At 63.7% G+C, this 20,628-nt stretch carries 12 protein-coding genes; 7 read left to right on the forward strand and 5 right to left on the reverse strand.

Features of this window, described 5'->3' with window-relative positions:
• The first annotated feature begins 61 nt into the window (after window positions 1-61).
• Window positions 62-1,048: a cation diffusion facilitator family transporter gene (locus MTP16_RS04960; RefSeq protein WP_243516423.1), complete on the forward strand. Its 987-nt coding sequence runs from the start codon at window positions 62-64 to the stop codon at window positions 1,046-1,048.
• Between the two features lie 131 nt (window positions 1,049-1,179).
• On the opposite strand, the gene MTP16_RS04965 is transcribed toward MTP16_RS04960, so the two are convergent.
• Entirely contained in the window at window positions 1,180-4,086 is a 2,907-nt protein-coding gene (locus tag MTP16_RS04965; protein ID WP_243516425.1) for a gliding motility-associated C-terminal domain-containing protein, read from the reverse strand.
• Between the two features lie 603 nt (window positions 4,087-4,689).
• On the opposite strand from MTP16_RS04965, the gene MTP16_RS04970 reads away from it, so the two are divergent.
• Complete coding sequence (locus MTP16_RS04970; protein WP_243516427.1) at window positions 4,690-6,810, forward strand: T9SS type A sorting domain-containing protein; 2,121 nt, start codon at window positions 4,690-4,692, stop codon at window positions 6,808-6,810.
• Between the two features lie 249 nt (window positions 6,811-7,059).
• Complete coding sequence (locus MTP16_RS04975; protein ID WP_243516429.1) at window positions 7,060-8,463, forward strand: T9SS type A sorting domain-containing protein; 1,404 nt, start codon at window positions 7,060-7,062, stop codon at window positions 8,461-8,463.
• Between the two features lie 83 nt (window positions 8,464-8,546).
• Here MTP16_RS04975 and MTP16_RS04980 read toward each other — a convergent pair whose 3' ends face one another.
• Complete coding sequence (locus MTP16_RS04980) at window positions 8,547-9,944, reverse strand: PQQ-dependent sugar dehydrogenase (RefSeq protein ID WP_243516431.1); 1,398 nt, start codon at window positions 9,942-9,944, stop codon at window positions 8,547-8,549.
• A 127-nt stretch (window positions 9,945-10,071) separates the two neighbouring features.
• Here MTP16_RS04980 and MTP16_RS04985 point away from each other — a divergent pair, with 127 nt between their 5' ends.
• Together MTP16_RS04985 and MTP16_RS04990 are read left to right on the forward strand one after the other, a co-directional pair.
• Window positions 10,072-10,524: a GNAT family N-acetyltransferase gene (locus MTP16_RS04985; protein WP_243516432.1), complete on the forward strand. Its 453-nt coding sequence runs from the start codon at window positions 10,072-10,074 to the stop codon at window positions 10,522-10,524.
• A 116-nt stretch (window positions 10,525-10,640) separates the two neighbouring features.
• A complete protein-coding gene (locus tag MTP16_RS04990; protein ID WP_243516434.1) occupies window positions 10,641-11,099 on the forward strand; it encodes a hypothetical protein in 459 nt (152 codons plus the stop codon).
• 206 nt (window positions 11,100-11,305) lie between these two features.
• On the opposite strand, the gene MTP16_RS04995 is transcribed toward MTP16_RS04990, so the two are convergent.
• The 3 genes from MTP16_RS04995 to MTP16_RS05005 form a co-directional block, all read right to left on the reverse strand.
• Window positions 11,306-11,911 carry a DNA-3-methyladenine glycosylase gene (locus tag MTP16_RS04995; RefSeq protein ID WP_243516436.1) on the reverse strand — a complete coding sequence of 202 codons (606 nt, stop codon included), beginning with the start codon at window positions 11,909-11,911 and terminating at the stop codon, window positions 11,306-11,308.
• Window positions 11,912-11,916: 5 nt separating this feature from the next.
• Window positions 11,917-13,872 carry a carboxypeptidase-like regulatory domain-containing protein gene (locus MTP16_RS05000; RefSeq protein ID WP_243516438.1) on the reverse strand — a complete coding sequence of 652 codons (1,956 nt, stop codon included), beginning with the start codon at window positions 13,870-13,872 and terminating at the stop codon, window positions 11,917-11,919.
• A 230-nt stretch (window positions 13,873-14,102) separates the two neighbouring features.
• On the reverse strand, window positions 14,103-15,101 hold the full coding sequence (locus MTP16_RS05005; RefSeq protein ID WP_243516440.1) for an aspartate-semialdehyde dehydrogenase: 999 nt from the start codon (window positions 15,099-15,101) through the stop codon (window positions 14,103-14,105).
• 185 nt (window positions 15,102-15,286) lie between these two features.
• On the opposite strand from MTP16_RS05005, the gene MTP16_RS05010 reads away from it, so the two are divergent.
• On the forward strand, window positions 15,287-18,745 hold the full coding sequence (locus MTP16_RS05010) for a lamin tail domain-containing protein (protein WP_243516441.1): 3,459 nt from the start codon (window positions 15,287-15,289) through the stop codon (window positions 18,743-18,745).
• A gap of 270 nt (window positions 18,746-19,015) precedes the next feature.
• Entirely contained in the window at window positions 19,016-20,587 is a 1,572-nt protein-coding gene (locus MTP16_RS05015) for a DUF1800 domain-containing protein (protein WP_243516443.1), read from the forward strand.
• Window positions 20,588-20,628: the final 41 nt, after the last annotated feature.

Raw genomic sequence — 20,628 nt, forward strand, 5'->3', positions numbered from 1 at the left:
CTTGGGTTGCGCGTGCCGGTTGGCGCCAGCCGCCCGACCTTTGCGCTGAAATCTATTCCGCATGACCCCTTCGCAAACCAAACGCCGCCTTGGCCTGCTTTCCCTCGTGGTAAGTGTGGTGCTGGTGGCTATCAAATTCTACGCCTACCGCCTCACCCGCTCCCAGGCGGTGCTCACCGATGCGTTGGAAAGCATCATCAACGTTTTCACCAGCGGGTTTGCGCTCTACAGCCTCTACCTGGCCGGCCTGCCCAAGGACGAAAACCACCCCTACGGGCACGGCAAGGTCGAGAACCTCTCGTTGGGCTTCGAGGGCGGGCTGATTTTCATGGCCGGCGCCTTCATTCTGTACCACGCCTCCCAGGGCCTGCTGCACCCGCAGCCCGTGGCCCGGCCCGACTGGGGCGTGGCCCTGCTGGCCAGCACGGCCTTCGTGAACCTGGGCGTGGGCCTGGTGCTGGTGCGGGCGGGCAAGCAACTCAAGTCGGTGGCGCTGGTGGGCGACGGGCAGCACCTCTATATCGATGCCCTCACTTCCATCGTGTCGTCGCTGGCGCTGGTGCTGGTGGCCGTCACGGGCGTGGTCCGCTTCGACACGGGCGCGGCCCTGCTGCTGGGCGGCTTCATCCTGGTGAACGGCTGGCGCATGCTGCGCCGCGCCGTTTCGGGCCTGATGGACGAGGCCGACACGGCCACCGTTTCCGCCGTCATTGCCGAGCTACAGGCCCACCGGCGCCAGCCCTGGATTGATGTGCACAACCTGCGCGTGCAACGCTATGGCGCCAACCTGCATATCGACTGCCACATGCAAATGCCCTACTACTTCACCTTGGAAGAGGTACATTCCCAGCTGTTCGACATTGAGGAGCTCATCAAGGAGCGTTTCGCGGTGGAAGTGGAAATGTTTGTGCACGCCGACCCTTGCACCTTTGCCGCGTGCTCGCTGTGCCACATGGCCGAGTGCCCGGTGCGCTTGCACCCTTTCCGCCACGAGGTGGCGTGGGATATTCACAATGCCGTGCGGAACGAACGGCATCACTTGGTTTAAGGCTCCGCTGTGAGTAAATGGTTGCCAAGCCGGTGAGCTTTCGCATCTCACTTCTCATGCCGGGTTAAACAAAAAAGGGTGCCGCGACAAGCGCGGCACCCTTTTTTGTGGTGGCAGGAAGTAAGCAGCGCTTAGCGCACTACTTCAATCCAGCCTTTGGTTTGAACACCCTTGCCGTCGGTGAGCAAGTAGTAGTACACGCCAGCGGGTTGGTTATCACCGCCCCAGTTGTTGGCGTAGTTGTTCTGCTCGTACACCTTGCGGCCCCAACGGTTGAAAATCTCCAGCTTGCTGCGCGTGTTGGCAGTCGAGACTTTGAATACATCGTTCTGGTTGTCGCCGTTGGGCGTGATGATGTTCGGAATCTGCAGGTCCGGCACAAACACTATGCGCTCGAAGGTAGTCGGCGCGCAAGTCACGTTAACGCCCGGCACCGTAGACGACACCGTAGCGGTGAGCTTAATTTTATAGTAGCCCGACTGCGAGAGCTGCAGCGGCGTAGCGGGCGTAGCAGCAGTGCTGAAGTTAACAGCCGATTCGTTTACCCCGTCACCCAGTACGTCGCGCACGCGCTGGTAGCTCCAGGAGTAAGCTACTGATGCGCCAGCGGCCGTGCCCGTGGTGTTGTTGAAGGTGAAGTATACCGGCGGACGCGTGGGGGCGCGCTTGCCGTTTACCGGGGCGTCAACGGAGTCAGCAGTAGCGAAGGTAGCCTTCAGGGCCGGCACCACGCGCACCACCACCGAAGTCGTATCGGCGCAGCCGGTCTGTGGGTTGCCCGAAATCGTCACGCGGTAGCGGGTCGTCACGGTCGGGGTGACCGTCGGGTTGGCCTTGGTCAGGTCAGCCGTAGCCAAGCCATTGGCTGCCTCAAAGCGGTAGGTATAGGTATCGGTGAAGCCGGGTACCGAGGGCGTCGTGGCCGAAGCCGTGAGCGTGGCCGGGCTGCCCGAGCACACGTAGGCGTTGCTCGTAACGAGGCGCACGGTGGGCGGCGGCACCACCGTCACGCGCACCGTGTTGGTAGCCGTGCAGGCATAAGGCGAAGCGCCGTTCACCGTCACGGTGTAGGTGTTCACACCCAGGGTGGTGGGACGCACCCGCAGGGTCGTACCCGCACTGTTAGCCGGCACGCCGGGGCCCGTCCAGCGGTAGGTATAGGTATCGTTCAGGTTATTGCCGGGGCCGTTGGGGCGGGTGGTAGCAGCCGTCAGCAATACTTCCGCGCCAGCGCACACAGCCGTCAGCGAAGCCGTAGCCGTCACGATGGGCTGGGGCACTACGCGCACCACTATCGACGTCGTGTCGCCGCACAAGCCTTGGGCAAAGCCGAACCGAGGCGCGATGCGCAGCAGGTAGCGGGTGGTGGCGGTCGGGTTCACAGTGATGTTCTGGGTGTTGGTCACGGCCGGCAGGCCGGTGCCGCCCGCAGCTACGCTCCACTGGAAGGAGTATTCCTGGGGAACGGTGGTGTTGTTGGCAATGCGGCGGATGGAGTCCGGACGGAGCACGTTGCCCTGAATGGTCAGCGAACCACCCGGGCAGATGGAAGCCGGCGTTTGCCCGCCAATGCCGGGGCTGCCGACGGTGGCAGCGGCCGTAGCGTAGTTGCCGCGCAGCACGCGGATAACCAGTACCCGGTTTTGCACGCCCTTGATGGGGCAGGCGTTGTCCTCAATCTTGAAGCTCAGCAGGATGGTGCGGCCCACGGTGGTGGGCGAGGGCTGGAAGAAGAACACGCCCTTGGGGTTGGTGGTGCCGTTGCCGCTCAGGCTGAACGTGCCCACGTCGCCCGAATCCAGGTAGCGGGGGTCGGTGTTGATGTTCGGGGGCAGCGTCACGGTCAGCAGCTGGCCGGCGCTGGGGGTGCGCAGGTTGTCGGGGTCGGTGAAGTTGAGCTCCACGCGCGAGTAGTTGCAGCTGCGTACGTCAATCCGGGTGGTGTCGGTGGTGTTTACTGCAGTGGTGTTCGAGCCGTTTGTCACGGGGTTGGCTTGCACGGGGTTGGGCGTGCTGTTGTTGCCGCAGTCAATCACAATGATGTTGGCTTCGCGGCGCACCGTGCCAATGACGCGGCGCACGCCGTTGATGCGGCGGTACTCGGTGATGAGCACGGCAATCTGGTACTTGTTGGCGCCGCCGGCAGTACCGGCGGTGGGGTCGAAGTAGCCGGGCGTGAAGGTAATGGTGCGCGCCTGCTGGTTGAAGTTGAACGTGCGGGCTACGCCGGTGCGCAGGGGGCAGGTGCCCACCGTGTCGAGGCCGAGGCGAATGGGGCTGGTGGGGCTGTACTGGCTGGAAGGCAGGCCCGGGAAGCTGAAGAAACCGGTGCCACCGCCGGGGCAGTTGATGGCGGTCAGCACAGCGCCGCTGCCGGGCTGCGTGTTGTAGGTAGCGGGCGTGCCGCAGGCAACCAGCGGCGCCGCCAGCGAATACACCAGCGAGTCACCGTCGGCCTCGGTCGAGGAGAAGGTGATGGTTTGGCGCTGTTTCCAGCAAGCGTACTGAATCGGAATATCCTGGGGGTCGAACTGGGGCGAGTTGTTAGCTACGGCCGTGGTGCCTTGGTTGCGGTTGTCGAGGGTAGCTTCCACGTACAAGTCGCCGGCTACAATGTTGGCCAGGGCCGGACGGGCGTTCTGGTCGGTGCTCAGAATCCACTGGCCGGGCGCCAGCGTTACCGTAGCCGTGTAGTTATACACGTCGTAGTTCGGCAAGCCAGCCGGCCCCTGGCAGGGGCCCGCCGATACGGCGGCGCAGAACGGGTTGCCGGCTTCTACAGCCCCCTGCTGCACAAACGGAGTCGTTTGGGCCGTGGTGTTGCAACCACCGTTCTTGTAGCTCAGGTTAAAAGCACTCGGCGTAATGCCCGAGCAGTCGCGATAGAGGCGGAATCTTACGCGGTACTGGTTGTTGCCCAGCGACACGTAGGTCATATCACCGCCCAGCAAGTGGGAAGCGCGTGCTTCCTGCGCGCTGCCCATAAGCAGGCCACACGCAAAGAGCAGCATGGTGAAGGAATGTAAGATTTTTCTCATGGGTGAAAAGGGGTGAAGTGAAATATAAAACGCAGCTTTGGGTGGGTGCCAACGAATCAGCGGCCCAAGATACAGGCGGAAAAACAGAGTGCCAAGAAGTACCTGCAACAGCCATTCTCAAGCAGCAAATTACGGGCCAAACTTGACAAAATTTCGATAAGATGGAACTTATTCGTGATTTATATTAAGTTCCGTCACCTTGCTCAACTTGAGGGACTTCGTCAAGCGTGAAAGCCCAGGCAACTGCACGCCCGCAACCCTGCGCTCAGGCTTTTGCCAGCCGTATGACCAAAACGACAAAAGGCTCGTAGCAACTTCTTTTCTGCCCAATGATGCCACGTAGCATTTACAAAGCTTCTATGAATAGTCCGACAAAGTTTTTTAATGGCCTCAAAAGCACCATAAGGAGGTAATTAACTGCCCTTTTAAGCCGGGCTGCGGCGCTTGTTTGATTTAAAATGCAACTGTTTTTTTGTAACTGCCCGAGCTTTCTTTCTACATTACAATGCCAAAAGCATGTACCAGGCCCCTTTTGGTGGGCCGGTGCTGCTCGTTTTTCCACCCTGCTCCACCCGTATTGTTCAACCTTTTCCCCTTCACCCCATGCACACACCTTTACATGCGCGACAGCGCGGGCCTCTGAGTTGGGCGCTGCTGCTGTTGGCAACCCTGCTGCTCAACGGCGGCGCTCTGCGAGCCCAAACGGCCGACACCTACAACTTTGCGCCCAGCACCGGCACCTACACGCCCCTGACGGGCGGCACGGCCGTCACCAACATCCTGACCGATGATGCATTGTCGGCGACGATACCGCTGAACTTCTCGTTTGTGTTCGACGGCAACACGTACACTTCCTGCAAGGTGTCGTCGAACGGCTGGCTGACTTTTAATACAAGCGCCACCGGCAACAGCTTAACCAACGATTTGTCGACCGGCACGGCTTCGGAGCGGCCCCGGGTGGCTCCCTACTGGGACGACCTCACCGGCACCAACGGCACGGCCAGCTACCTCACCAGCGGCACGGCGCCCAACCGGGTGTTCACGTTTGAGTGGCGCAACTGGGCGCGCCTGAGCAACAGCGGTTCTTTTTCGATGCAGGTGCAACTGGTCGAAGGCACCAACGCAGTGCGTTTTGTGTATCGCCAGGAAGTGCCCGTTGCTTCGGGCATAACGGCCTCCATCGGCTTGGCGGGCGCCGGCTCGGGCGCCAACTCGTTTCTGTCGCTGAGCAACACCAGCCCTTCGCCGGCAGTTAGCTCCACCACCGAAACGGACAACATTTCGACCATCCCGGCTACTGGCCAAATCTACACGTTCACGCCTCCTATTATTACGGCGTGCCCCACGCCGCGCAACCTGAACTCGGCCGTGACCACCAACTCGGCCATCGTGCAGTTTACCACGACCAATACCCCCTCCGGGCCTTTTACCGTGTACTACGGGCCCGCCGGCTTCAACCCGGCGCTGCCCAGTTCCAGCACCAACTCCTACCAAACCCAGACGACGGCCTCTTCGACGCTCATCATCACGGGCTTGACGGCGCAAACCAATTACCAATTTTACGTGGTGCAGAACTGCGGCGGCGCTACGGGCAACAGCAGCTTCTCCAGCCCGGGCTCCTTCACCACCAACCCCAACCCGGCCAGCAACAACGACTGCGCCCAGGCTGTGGTGCTCCCCGTGGGCGCCACCTGCACCACGCCCACCAACGGCACCGTATTTGGCGCCACGCAAAGCATCGCTCCCACCACCGGCTGCACCAGCACCACTGCCAACGACGTGTGGTACTCGTTTGTGGCCAACGGAACTTCGCAAACCATTGCCTTCGCCCCGCAATTTGCCGGCGTGATGGACGTGCGCTCGGGCAACTGCACCACCTCCACCAGCGTGTTCTGCACGTCGGTGGCGGCGGGCAGCAGCAGCAGCAGCAACATCGGGGGCCTCACGAACGGCCAAACGTACTATGTGCGGGTGTACCCCACGGGCAGCACGGCGCCGGCAGCCGCCAGCAGCACCTTCACACTGTGCGTGACCACGGGCCCGGTGGCCCCGGCCAACGATGAGTGCGCCAACGCAGTGGCCCTGAGCGTGGGCACCACGTGCACCACGCCGGTGATTGGCACCGTGCTGGCAGCCGCGCAGAGCCTTCCGCCCACGACGGGCTCGGGCTGCACGGCTACCAACGCCTACGACGTATGGTATTCGTTCGTGGCCACGGGCTCTTCGCAAATCATCACCTTCGCCCCGTCGTTCGCGGGCATTCTGAACGTGCGCTCGGGCGCTTGCGCTACCTCAACGAGCATTTTCTGCTCGTCTACGGCGGCATCGGCTACCACCAACAACACGATTACCGGCCTGACGAACGGCCAGACCTACTACGTGCGGGTGTATCCTTCGACGGCCACTCAGCCGGCGCCCAGCGCCAGCTCGTTCATTCTGTGTGCTTCGGGCCGTCCGCTGGCCGCCCGTGCGCAAGCCGACACCGAGGCGCTGGTGGTGTTCCCCAACCCGAGCAACACCGGCCAGCTCACCCTGCGCCTCAACGCGCTGGGCCAGCCCGGCCAGGCCACGCTGCTCAACGCCCTGGGCCAGACGGTGCGCGCCCAGGCCCTGAGCGCCGCCGCCGAGCAGACGCTGCCCACCCGCGGCTTGGCCGCCGGCGTCTACACCCTGCGCGTCACCCGTGGCGAGCAGGTGCTGACCCGCAAAGTCGTTCTCGAATAGCAGACCAGGTGGTTTGAAAAGAAGCTGAGAAAAGCCAACCATTGTTGGTTTTTCTCAGCTTCCTGAGGATACGCCAAGCTAGCGTGGGTTGAACCAACTCCTTTTGCGCCGTTGCAGGACTGGTTGTTTTGCCCTGTGCTGAGCTTCTGGCCAGCGCCACCCGCACACACTTTTTGTGTGCAGTGGCGGGTTTTAAGTACGTAGGTTACTAAACACTTCTTTCCTTCTTCGCCCTCATTCTTTCACACCATGCAACAATCCATACCAACCAATCCCCCAATTGCCCTTTCAACTTCGCGGCGGTGGCAGCTTTCGCTGTTGTTGGTGCTGTTCCTGATAGCGCCCAAGGCGTGGGCGCAGACCTACATCATCGGCACCAATCAAACCGCCTGCGCCGGCACCATCTACGACTCGGGCGGGGCCAACGGCAATTATTCGGACAGTGAAGACCTGACCAGCGTGCTCACGCCGGGCACGGCCGGCTCGAAGGTGGCGCTCAACTTCACCGCGTTCTCGACCGAGAGCTGCTGCGACTACCTGCGCATCTACGACGGGCCGTCGGCTTCGGCCACGCTCATTGGCGAGTACCGCGGCACCACCGGCCCCGGCTCGGTATATGCATCGGCCAGCAACCCCACCGGCCAGCTCACGCTGGTGTTCCACACCGACGGCTCGGTGGTGCAATCGGGCTTTGCCGCTGCGATTTCGTGCCTGGCGCCGCCCACTTGCACGGCGGTAACCAACCTGACGGTAACCAACCTGACGGCCACGGCGGCCACGCTGAACTTCACCCCGGGCGTGGGCAACAACAGCTACATCGTGACCTACACGGCCGCTGGCGGCACGGCCCAGACCCAGACCGCCTCGGCCTCGCCCATCACGCTGAATAACCTGATTTCGTCGACTCCCTACACCATCAGCATCCAGCCGGTGTGCGCGGTGGGCACCTCGCCCAACACGACCACGACGGCGACCTTCACCACGCTGCTGCCCAACGACGAGCCGTGCGGCGCCCTCACCCTAGGCAATACAACCGTCACTTCTTCTAACGTAAACGCGAGCACCAGCATCCAGAACGGCATCAGCCTGCCGGCTTGCTCGCCGGCCGCCGCGCCCAAGGACGTGTGGTTCACCTTCGTGGCCACGGGCCCCACGCGCACGCTCACCCTTACGGGCACGGCCGCCGGGTCGGTGCGCGTCTATACTTCGCCGAACTGCACAACGGGGCCGTTTGCGCAGGTGTTCTGCCAGGCCGGGCCCGGCAACAACCAGAACGTGGGCCCCATCAACCTGACGGGCCTTGTGGCGGGCACCCGCTACTACCTTTCGGTGAGCGGCTACGGCAGCTCCGATGCAGCCGGCACCTTCACCATCCTGGGTTCGCCCCTGGCCGCCCGCGCGCAAGCCGACACCGAGGCACTGGTGGTGTTCCCGAACCCGAGCAACACCGGCCAGCTCACCCTGCGCCTCAGCGGCCTGGCCCACGCCGGCCAAGCCACGCTGCTCAACGCCCTCGGCCAGACGGTGCGCGCCCAGGCCCTGAGCAACGCCGCCGAGCAGACGCTGTCGACCCATGGCATCGCCACCGGCGTTTACACGCTGCGCGTGACGATGGGCGAGCAGGTGCTAACCCGCAAAGTGGTGCTGGAATAGTTTTCCACTTAGTCAACGCACAAAAAAAGAGCCGGCAGCTTGCCGGCTCTTTTTTTGTGCGCGTTACTTTTCGATGCGTGGCCTCACTCCAGTACCAGCTTGCGGGTGGCGCGCCCGGCATGGCTCTCCACCTGCACCAGATAGGTGCCGGCCCGCAAGCCGTTCAAATCCAGCTCGGTCTCAAGGCCAGCGGGCTGCAGCGTCCGCACAACGTGGCCCGCCAGGTCGCTGATTGCGAGATGGGTGGCCACAACAGGCAGTCGCACGGTAGCTTGGCGGCGCGCGGGGTTGGGGAAAATGTCGAAGGCTGGCTTGTTTTCCGCGCGAGCGGCTGAAGGCACGTAGGCGCGGTTTTCGAGCACCAGAATCCGGTCGTCGGTAGCCACGGGGGCGCCGCGGCCGTCGCGGTTGCTGGTGCCGAGGTACACTTTGCCTTGCGGCGAGACGCAGATGGCGCGCAGGCGGCCAAAGGTGCTGAGGTAGCCGGTGGAGGTGCCCACCGCCTGGCCGCCCGCCGCTAGGGGCAGGTGCAGCAGGGTGGCGTTTTTGAGCACGGCCAGCAGCAGGCCGCCGCGCCAGTCCGGAATGGCGGGGTGGTTGTAATAAGTCAGGCCGGCCGGGGCAATGGTGGGCGTCCAGGTGGTGAGGGGTTCGCGCACATTGTTGGCGGCGCAGAAGGTGGCTTCGGCCGCCAGGTTGCAGTAGCCCTCCACGTTGGGCCACCCGTAGTTGCGGCCGGGCTCAATTTTGTTGATTTCGTCGTCGTTGGCGGGGCCGTGTTCCGAGCTGTAGAGGCTGCCGTCGGGCAGTTGCACCAAGCCCTGCGGGTTGCGGTGGCCGAAGGTGTAGACCGGGCTGCCCGCAATGGAGTTGTTGGCCGGAATGCTGCCGTCGAGGTTCAGGCGCAGGATTTTGCCGTTGAGCGAGGCCGTGTTCTGGGCCTGGGGCTGCTGCTGGGCGTCGCCGGTGGTCATCAGCAAGGTGCCGTCGGCCAGCACCAGCAGGCGCGAGCCGCTGTGCGAAGTCGTCGCGTCGATATTGCCCAGCAGCACCAACGGCGCCGTGAGGGTACCAGCGGCAGCCGAGTAGGTGTAGCGCACCAGCTTCTCCCGGAGGGCGCCGCTGGCGGTGTAGTTGTACACCACGTACACATAGGGCGAGATGGCAAACTGCGGGTGCAGGGCCAGCCCGAGCAGGCCGCTTTCGCCGGTGGGCGTCACGTCGGGCAGCGTGAGCAGGGCCTGCACCTGGCCCGTGGCCGGGTCGACGCGGCTGATGCGGCCGTAGCGCTCGGTCATCCAGATGTAGTTGTCGGGGCCCCACACCAGCTCCCACACGGTGTTCAGGTTGGTGGCCAGGGCCGATACGGTGACGGTGGTGGCGCCCACCGGAAAGGTGGTGAGGGCCGGGGCTTGTGAGCAGGCGGCCAGGGGCAGCGCCGCGGCCCAAAAGACCAGGGTGGCCGAGCGTAAGTGTTTCATGGCGATAGGCTAATGGCGAAGAAGTGACGAAGCAGGAGTGACGAATTAGCTAACGCAACCCGTGCTTAAGGGGATGCCGCTCAGGCTGCTTTTGTAGCTTGCGGCTGCATCAATTTCCCTCCCACTCATGTCCGACTTCCTCACCGAAACCCACCCCGACGGCTACACCCTCAGCACCGACCCGGCCCGGCTCGACATCACCGCCGTTCACCGCTGGCTGAGCGAGGAGTCTTATTGGGCGAAAAATATTCCGCGCGCCACCGTGGAGCGGGCCGTTGCCAACTCGCTCAACTTCGGCCTCTACGCACCCGACGGCGCCCAGGCCGGCTTCTGCCGGGTGGTTACAGACAAGGCTACGTTTGCCTGGCTCTGCGACGTGTTTGTGCTGCCCGCGCACCGCGGCCGCGGCCTCTCAAAGTGGCTGGTGAAGCAGATGCTGGCCCACCCCGACCTGCAAAACTTGCGCCGCCACCTGCTCGCCACCTTCGACGCCCACACACTGTACCAGCGCTTCGGCTACGTGCCGCTGGACCGGCCCGAGCGGTGGCTGGAGATGAAAAAGGACAAGCCGTACGGGTGAAGGGGAAAACTGTAAGAAGTATGTCTACTATAATTACCGTTTCCGTGAACCACTCTTAGCGAGCAATGCGTGGTTGCCTATATTGGCCAATCTTGCGTCTTCAACCCAGCGGCTTTATGATTTTGCACGCTCGTCTACTTCTGGCCGGCTTGCTGCTCCTGCAAAGCAGTTGCATTGGCATTAGCGTGGTTGCAGGCCGTAAGCCGGAGGAAATAAGCAAAACCATCGGCCCATCCATCGGGAAGAGAGGCTTTTCTGATGGCGGCAAAACCACCCATGATGCGCTTACCATGTGGGGGGAACCGCGGCGAAAAGTGGTAGAGGACACGCGAGAGTATTGGCTGTATCGTAGCGAAGACCTTACCTGGCGGGGAGCCGAAATCTTTGTCATCATCCCTCTTCCGTTACTCATCCCTGTTGGGCACAAACGAATTGTGCTGGAGTTTGACCATAACCAACTGATAAGCTATACCATCAGCCACGCCCGGCAACGTCATTTCGGCTATTTTCTCTGGGAAGGGCTACAATTCGGGAAAGAAACCCGGGACTGCACGGGCGGCTGGGGTTGCTATTGAGTGCAAACGCTCCTTTGCGCAAACTATATAAGGAGGTGCTCGCCAACACGGCAAAAGCCCGATGGAGCCAGAGAAGCGTGTGTTATAATTTAAGAAACTCGTTCACCTTTCAAAGTTCACGGAAAGTTGCTTTGCGATGAGTTTCGTGAACTCACATTGGGTGCCCTGACTATCAGCCCTTGCTTGGATAAGTTCTGTTACCTACTTCATTTCGCCGGGCTCGTCCACTTGCTATCCTTGACGCGAAACCGCCACGGCAGCCCCGCCGCTTCGGCCCCGGCGTACTCCAGCCCCACGCGGGCGCTGGCAATAACGTCGTCAACCTCTTCGTCGTGGTCTTCAAACCACAGCACCTCGCCCGTCACGGGCAGGCCACTTAGCGCTGGGGTGATGCCCAGCGCCTGGCTCAGCAGGCCCGGGCCGGCGGTGAAGCCGCGCTTGGCCGCGGGCAGGCCGCGGCGGCGCAGCATTTCCTCGATGCCCACGGTGGGCTCAATAGCCCGGATGAGCACCGCATCGGGGTGGGCGGCGTCGTGGGTGGCGATGTTGAACAGGGCGTAGCGGTTGTATACGGTGTAGATGTAGGCCGCGCCGCCGGGCACGTGCAGGCCCTGCGCCTGGTGGCGCTTGCGCTGCAGGTGCATGGTTAGGGAATTGTCGCCCTCGTGCCGGTAGGCCTCGGTTTCGACCACGAGCCCGGCCGTGACGATGCCATCGATGTTGGTGTAGAGGTGTTTGCCGAGCAGGTCGCGGGCAATGGTCAGCACATCGGAGCGCTGAAAGAAGGCGGCGGGCAGCTTAGTATGCGGCATAGGCTCTAGCGTACGCGGTAGCGCAGCCCAAGGGTCAGCAGCCAAGGTCGCTGCTGCCACGGCAGGCGCGTGGTGGGCTGGTCGTTCACGCGCAGGTCTACGTCGGCCGCCGGCAAATCGACGGCGCTGCTGGTGCGGAACAGGAAAAAGCCGCTTTTCTCGTTCACTTGCAGCTGGGTTTTGCTGCGCAACGGCACCAGGTAGCTGGCATCGGCCACCAGCTCAAACCGGTGGCTCAGCTCCAGGCCCACCCCCAGGCTGGGGCGCAGCGCATCATTCACCGTCTGAATGCGGGCGCTCAGCTCGTCGGCACCCAGGTGGGTGCCGGCCATGTGCAGGCCGCTGTCGGGGTTGTCGAAGGTACCCAGCGGCAGGGCTACCGTCTGGCGCAGGTAGCCCAGGCCGGCGCGGCCGTAGAGCGGGCGGTGGTGCGGCGTGAGGTTGCGCTGGTAGCTCAAACCCACTTCCCACCCATCGCCCTCGAACTGCCGGTGCAGGCGCTGGGTGGCCAGGCTCAGGGCCAGTTCCCGCGTCAGGGCGTACTGGTATTCAAACTGCGTGAAGACGGTCAAATCCTGGGCGCGCACCGAGGCGGCACGCTGCATCTGCAGGCCATAACCGGCCGGCGCATACGCCACCGTGAGGTCGGCCGCGGGCACGGCCAGCGGCCAGGCGCCCAGGTGCGAGCCGTAGCTGAAGCGCTTCAAAAAGCGGTCGAAGGCGCTCAGCTTTCTCTCCTGCGGGTCGGTGCCGGCATCCGAGGGTTTGAACAAAGAATCGGCCTGCTGCTGGCGCTGCTGGTCGAATAAGCTTTTTTGCACCGCCGCTGGGGGCAGCAGCGTGGTGTGGCCCTGCCAGAAAGCCGAGTCGTAGGCCACGGTGTTGCGCAGAAACACGTCGTAGTACTGCGCCCGCTCAATGTATGCGGGCCGGGGCGTCTGGGCCGTGTCGATGGCCGTGGTCAGGAATTCGCCGAAGTATTTCAGCGGCGGGCCAACGGGTAGTTTGGCCGTCGTTTGCCACCACACGGTTTTCAGGTGCCAGCGGCCGGCGTAGAACTGGTAGGCCACGCGCAGGGCGCGCGAGTCGGCCGCGTGCACCGAATTTTTGAGGCCGGCGGACGTGTAGTGCCACTCGGCCCCAAGGAAGGCGTAGCTGTCCTGCTCGATGTACATGCGGCCCTCGAAGTCGGCGCGGTGGGTGCCGGCCTTCGGGCCAAAGGTGACGACGTATACCGGCCGGTCCTGAAAGGTGCTGCCGGGCGCCAGCCGGTAGTCGTAATCCTTGAAGTGGGCCGGGTCGATGAACTCCGAGCGGCGGTGCACAAAATCGCCCCAGTGCGCAATGAACGGCCCACCCGCCCAGTCGATGCGAATGGGCTGCCGGTCCGGTCGCAAATCGACCTTCCGCGACTGCTTAATCTGGATTTCGCCCTCCGCCGTGCGCTTTTTATACGACTCTTTAAAGGCCAAAAGCAGCCCCTCGGCCAGGTAGCGCGGCTGCCCGGCCGGGTCGTTGTCCGACTCGCGGTAGAAGCCCGTGAGCTGGGTGGGCCGCGTGGGGTAGTTGCGCGGAATGCGGGCTATGGCCTCCTTCACAATGCCCAGTACCGAGCCCGTCACCTGCACCTCGCCCAGCGCCGCCGGGCTGATGCGCAATTCAATGCGCAGCTCCGACGCCGGCAGCGGCGGCAGGGCGCGGGTGTATTTGCGGTAGCCCAGCAGCGCCACTTCCAGCCGTTCGCCCTGCAGCGCCGCCGGCACGCTCAGGGCGAAGCGGCCGTCAGCGTTGGTGCTGGTGCCAATGCGGTTGTCGGCCACGCCCACCTGCGCGTTCGGAATGGGCTGATGGGTTTCGGCATCAATGACCTGGCCGCGCAGTACCTGGGTGGTTTGGGTCCACCCTTGCCCTGCCAACAGCATCAACCAACCCAGCAACAAGCAGCGTATCAGATTCGTCATAGCACTTCACAAGATAGCGACTGGCCTCTACCCCCCGGGCCACCCAGGCAGGTAGATGTATGCCCCGGGCGCGCGGTTGCCCCAGCGCACCCGAATTTTTGTTCAGCCGTTTTCCGCCGCCTGCCGGGGCCTTCAACGCAGCCTTCCGGCTTTTCTGTATGCCAAACGGCCCCGGCCGGGCATTGCTGTTCCGCCGGGGCCGTTTGGTGTTTTGCGGGCCTTATTCTTAGCTATTCTGCCGGCGTCAGCTTGCCCACCAAGTACTCGGCAATCTGCACGGCGTTGGTGGCAGCACCTTTGCGCAGGTTGTCGGCCACCACCCACATATTCAGGGTGCGGGGCTGGGTTTCGTCGCGGCGCAGGCGGCCCACCAGCACGGCGTCGCGGCCGTGGCTATCTTTGGGCATGGGGTACTGGTTGGTGCTGGGGTCGTCCACGAGTTCTACGCCGGGCGTGCGGGCCAGAATCTCGCGCACCTCAACCAGGTCAAATTCCTTCTCAAACTCCACATTGATGGACTCGGAATGGCCGCCCATTACTGGGATGCGCACACAAGTGGCCGTGACGCGGATGCTGTCGTCGCCCATGATTTTCTTGGTCTCGTTCACCATCTTCAGTTCCTCCTTGGTGTAGCCGTTGGGCTCGAACACGTCGATGTGGGGCAGCACGTTCAGGTCGATGGGGTGCGGGTAGGCGGGGTTGGCGGCGGGCTGGCCGGCGCGCTCCTCCAGCAGCTGGTCCACGGCTTTTTTGCCGGTGCCCGTCACGCTTTGGTAGGTACTCACCACGATGCGCTGCACCTTATAAGCCTTGTGCAAATCATTCAGGGCTACTACCATCTGAATGGTGGAGCAGTTGGGGTTGGCGATGATTTTATCCTCGGGCGTGAGCGTATCGGCGTTGAGCTCGGGCACCACCAGCTTCTTGGTGGGGTCCATGCGCCAGGCCGAGGAATTGTCGATGACGGTGGTTCCCACGGCGGCGAAGCGCGGCGCGTGCTCCTTGCTCACGGAGCCGCCGGCCGAGAAAATGGCAATGTCGGGCCGGGCCGCAATGGCGTCGTCCATGCTCACCACGGGGTATTTTTTTCCCAGAAACTCCACTTCCTGGCCCACCGAACGGGCCGAAGCTACGGGCAGCAGCTCGGTAAGTGGAAACTGACGCTCAGCCAATACTTTCAACATCTCGGTGCCCACTAGGCCGGTAGCACCCACAACAGCAATTTTCATGGAAAAAGCAGAAATATAAAAAGCCGCACCTCAGACGGGCGCCGAACTACAAATGTCGCCACAAATGGACTACTTTAGACGTCGCGTAAGCTTGAGGCTGCGCTTATTGAGGGCGGAAGAATGCGCAATCCGGCATTGCAGTTCCGACGTCTGGCTGTCTTTTGTCATCCCCCCGTTTGGCTTTAATGAAACACCTTTTACTGCTGCTCCTTCTACTTCCCGTCTTCGCTCACGCCCAGCTCAGCGATGATTTCAGCGACGGAAACTTCACCGCTAACCCCGCTTGGACCGGCGACGTGGCCAGCTTCCAGGTCACGACGCAGCAGCTGCAAAGCAACGGCCCGGCCGTGACGGGCACCCAACTCCAACTCGTGACGCCATCGCAGGCTACCACGGGCACCACCTGGGAGTTTTGGGTTAACCTGCGCCTGGCCACTTCCAGTGGCAATCTGGCCGATGTGTGGCTCATGTCGGAGCAGGCCGACCTGAAGGCCACCGGCAACCGCGGCTACTTCGTGCGCCTGGGCGGCTCCAACGATGAGGTGTCGCTGTTCCGTAAAGACGCCACCGGCAACCCGGTTTACGTGGTGGACGGCGCGGATGGGACCTTGCCTACCACTACTACCGCCAGCACGGCCAGCATTACGCGTGTGCGCGTGACCCGCAGCCCCAACAACGTATGGACCCTGGAGCGCGACCTCGCTGGCGGGCGCACCTTCGTGCCAGAAGGTACAGGCACCGACGCCACCTACCAGCGCAGCCAGTACCTGGGCGTGCTGCTGCTGTATTCGTCGGCCAACGGCCGCAACTTTTACTTTGATGACTTTGCCGTCACCGACAACACGCCCCCGCAGCTGAGCGACGTGGTGGTGGCCGGCGCCAACCAGCTCGACGTGCTGTTCAACGAGCCCGTGGCCGCTAGCACGGCCGCCACCAATTTCCGCCTGGGCAATGGCGTCTCGCCCATCACGGCCGTGCGCAGCGCCACCGACGCCGGCCTGTTTCGCCTGACTTTTGCGGCTGCGCTGCCCACCGGCGCCAACACCCTGGAAGCGCGCAATGTGGCCGACCTCTACGGCAACGTGGCCACCGGGCCGCTCACGCTGGGCTTCACCACCGTGGCCCCCACCGTGGCTCCTGGCTATCACCAGCTGCTCATCAGCGAGATATACGCCAACGAAACCGCGCCCGCCGGGTCGCCGCCGGCCACCTACGCCTCGGAATTCATTGAGATTTACAACCCCACGGCCAACGTACTGGACCTGACCGGCGTGCGCCTCTCGCGCACCAGCAGCACGGCCACGGCGGCCGTGTTTCCGACGGGGGCGGTGCTGCAGCCCGGCGAATACGCCGTGGTGTGCGGCAGCACCCGCGCCAGCCAGTTTGCCGGCTCGGGCAAAGTATTCGGGCTGACCAACTTTCCCACCCTGCTCAACGCCGGCGACCAGCTGCTGCTGCGCAACCGCCAGGGCCGGGCCGTGTTCGAAGTGTCGTATTCCGACACCTGGTACCCGGACGCGACGAAGCGCGCCGGCGGCTGGAGCCTGGAAATGATTGACACCGGCCAGCCCTGCGCCGACGGGCAGAACTGGACGGCCAGCCTCGACCCCACCGGCGCCACCCCCGGCCGCCGCAACTCGGTGGCCGCCAACAACCCCGACCGCACGGCACCGGCCCTGCTCAGCGCCACGGCCAGCAGCGCCACCACGGTGCGCCTTACGTTTGGCGAAAAGCTCGACAGCACCCTCATGGGCAATGCCGCCCTCTACACCCTGCAGCCGGCCGTGGCTGTGCAGCGCGCCACCGTGCTGCCCTACGATTTCCGCACCGTGGAGCTGACGCTGGCTGCCTCGCTGCCCATCAACCAGGCCACCACCGTGGCCGTGCAGCGCGCCACCGACTGCGTGGGCAACGGCACCGGGCCGGTGACGTCGGCCTCGTTCACGTACTACGGCCCGCCGGTGGCGCCGCGGTTCAATCAGCTGCTAATCACCGAAATCATGGCCGACGAAGACCCACCCGTGGGGCTGCCGAAAGCTGAGTTTGTGGAGATATTCAACCCCACCGCCACGCTGCTCGACCTCGGGGGCGTGCGCCTGCTCAAGCCCGGTGCCTCTTCGGCGGCGGTGTTTCCGGCGGGGGCGGTACTGCGCCCGGGCGAGTACGCCGTGGTGTGCGGCACGTCGGCCGTCACGCTCTTCAACCAGTTTTTTGCTTCGACCACCAACGCCCCGCGGGTGTTTGGGCTGACCAGCTTCCCGGCCCTGAGCAACGGCAGCGACCAGCTGCTGCTGCGCGGGCGCGACGGGCGCGTGCTTTTCGAAGTCGCGTATTCCGATACGTGGTACCGCGACGCCAACAAAAAGCTCGGTGGCTGGAGCCTGGAGATGCTGGACACGAGCAACCCCTGCGCCGGCGCCAGCAACTGGACGGCCAGCACCAACCCGCTGGGCGGCACCCCCGGCAAGGTGAACTCGGTGCGCGCCGCTAACGCCGATGCCACCGCCCCCACCCTGCTGCGCGCCCTGGCCCTGGACGCCACCACCGTGCGGGCTTATTTCTCGGAAAAGCTGGACAGCGCCGCCGCCGCCAACCCTGCCCGCTACGCCCTGGCCGCCCCCGGCCCCGCCGTGACGCGCGCCGCCCCCGTGGCCCCCGATTTCCGGCAGGTAGACCTGACGCTGGCCGCCGCCCTCACGCCCAGCCGCCCCACCACCCTCACCGTGCAAACGGCCACCGACTGCGTGGGCAACGCCAGCGGCCCGCTGCAGTCGGCCGCGCTGGCCCTGCCTGAGGCGGCAGCGAGCGGCGACGTGGTGATAAACGAATTGCTGTTTAACCCGCGGAGCGGCTCGGTGCGCTTTGTGGAAGTGCTGAACCGCAGCTCAAAATTCCTGAGTTTGCAGGGCTGGCAGTTCATCCGCGGGCGCGTAAACGGCCGCGCCACCGCCACCCCCATTACCACCGACCCGTTGGTGCTGGCCCCCGGGCAGTTGCTGGCTTTCACCCCCGACGTGGCCAACATTCAGACCCAGTACCCCACCAGCCACGACCTAGCCAATTTATTCCAGGTAAGCAGCTTGCCGACGTTTTCCGACCCCGATACGGTGAACCTACTCAACGACCGTAACCAAACCATTGACCGGCTGGCGTATTCCAAGGCACTGCACCTGAGCCTGCTGGCCTCGCAGGAAGGCGTGTCACTGGAGCGCATCCGGGCGGCGGGGCTGAGCAACGGCAGCAACTTCCACTCGGCGGCCAGCGCGGTGGGCTACGCCACGCCGGGCCGGCCCAACTCGCAGGCCCAGGACGCCCTAGGCGGCGACCAGGAATGGACCGTGCTGCCCGAAGTCTTCACGCCCGACGACGACGGCCAGCAGGATTTTGCCACCCTCAACTACCACCTCGACCAGCCCGGCTATGCCGCTACCGTGACGGTGTACGACGCCCTGGGCCGCCTCACGCGCCGCCTTGTGCGCAACGAAACCCTGCCCACCACCGGCTTCCTGCAGTGGGACGGCATTGATGACAAAGGGCACAAGGCCGCCGTGGGCTACTACATTCTGTTGGTAGAGCTGTTCCGCCCCAGCGGCGGCGAGAAGCGCGAGTTTAAGAAGACCGTGGTGCTGGGCGCACGGTTTTAACGTCTACTTGCGCCGCCAGCACCGCCTGTCATTGCGAGCGAAGCGCGGCAATCCGTCCTGTCATGACCAGATACGCCCTTTTACCAGAAAGCCCCGGCGCTGCACAGTGCGGGGGCTTTTTGTTTGGCTTGAGTGTCAAAGCAACTACCTTGTCACATTAAGAGGTTAGTCGCTGAGACCAGGACGGATTGCCGCGCTGCGCTCGCAATGACAGACGACCTCTAACACCACCCGCGTTAAACCCCTGCCGCTGTTTCGTATCTTACCTATATGAACAGCGCCCAGCAACTCCAGCACCTGTACTGGCGCGCCGGCTTCGGCCCGCGCCCGCAAGATGTGGCCGCCAGCCTCAGCCCGCGCAAGGCCCTGCGCCAGCTGCTGAACGATTCGGAGAAGTACGAGCCCTTGGTGGGCCCGGCCCTCAACTATACCGACCCGCAGGGCATGGCCATGACGGACCCGGCCTCCATCAAAACCAACCCCGTGCCCAACGGCATGGTGACCACGCCCGACCAGCCCGCGCCGCCCGGTGCCCCGACCGCACCGGTAGCCACCATGCGCCCGCGGGCGGTATTTCGGGGCGGCACCATTGCGGCGGGGGTGCCGCGCCTGCGCCGCGCTGCCCTCACGCCCGAGCAGCGCAAGATGCAGAACGCGGGCATCCGCGACGCCTTCAACAACATGAGCACGGCCTGGATGGAGCGCATGGCCACCTCGCCGGCCCAGCTGCGCGAGAAGATGGTGCTGTTCTGGCACGGGCACTTTGCCTGCCGTGTGCGCCAGCCCGATGCGGCCCTGAGCCTGCACAACGCCATGCGCCAGCACGCGCTGGGCAAATTCCCCGACCTGCTGCTGGCCGTGAGCCAGGAGCCGGCCATGCTGCAGTTCCTCAATAACCAGCAAAACCGCAAGGAGCACCCCAACGAAAACTTCGCCCGCGAGGTGATGGAGCTTTTCACGCTGGGCCGCGGCAACTACTCCGAGAACGACGTGAAGGAAGCCGCCCGCGCCTTCACCGGCTGGGGCTACGACTACCAAAACCGCTTCAAGTTCCGGGAGCGGGAGCATGATGCGGGCCCGAAAACCTTCCTTGGCAAAACCGGCAACCTGACCGGCGAAGACGTGCTGACGCACCTCATGGCCCAACCGGCGGCAGCCACGTTTCTGGTCACGAAAATCTACCGCTTCTTTGTGAATGAGGTGCCCAATCCGGCGCACATCGAGCCGCTGGCCGTGGCCTTCCGCAAAAGCGGCTACGACTTGGCCGATTTGATGGAACGCCTGTTTTCGGCCGATTGGTTTTATGAGCCGGCCAACGTGGGCACCCACATCAAAAGCCCGGTGGAGCTGCTGGCCGGTATCCGCCGCACGCTGAACGTAAAGGTTGACAACAGCCAGCCGCTACTAGGCTACCAGCGCGCGCTGGGCCAGAATTTGTTTCAGCCGCCGAACGTGGCCGGCTGGCCCGGCGGCCGCAACTGGATAGATTCGTCGTCGCTGCTGCTGCGCCTGCAGTTGCCGGCCATTCTCTTTAAAAACGCCGAGTTTGCGGTGGCCCTCAAGCAGGACGACAACGACATCGCCCCCAACTTGAGCAAGGCCGAGCGCACCGTGCGGCCCGGTGCGGGCGCCCACCTGCCGCTGGCGCCTTTGCAGCAGTTGCTGGGTGCCACGCCCGCCGCCCAGCAGCCCGAGAAGCTCAGCGCCTTTTTGCTGCAAGCCAGCATCCGGCCCGAGAATCTGCAGCTGGTGCAGCAGGCTGCTGCTCAGAAAGAACCGGCCGAGGCCCTGCGCGCCACGCTGGTGAGCTTGCTGAGTTTGCCGGAGTATCAGCTGGCGTAATTCCTTTCTTTATCAAGGAGGGAAGTTTTCTCCCTTTCCAA

This window comes from Hymenobacter monticola (assembly GCF_022811645.1).
Taxonomy (GTDB): Bacteria; Bacteroidota; Bacteroidia; order Cytophagales; family Hymenobacteraceae; genus Hymenobacter; species Hymenobacter monticola.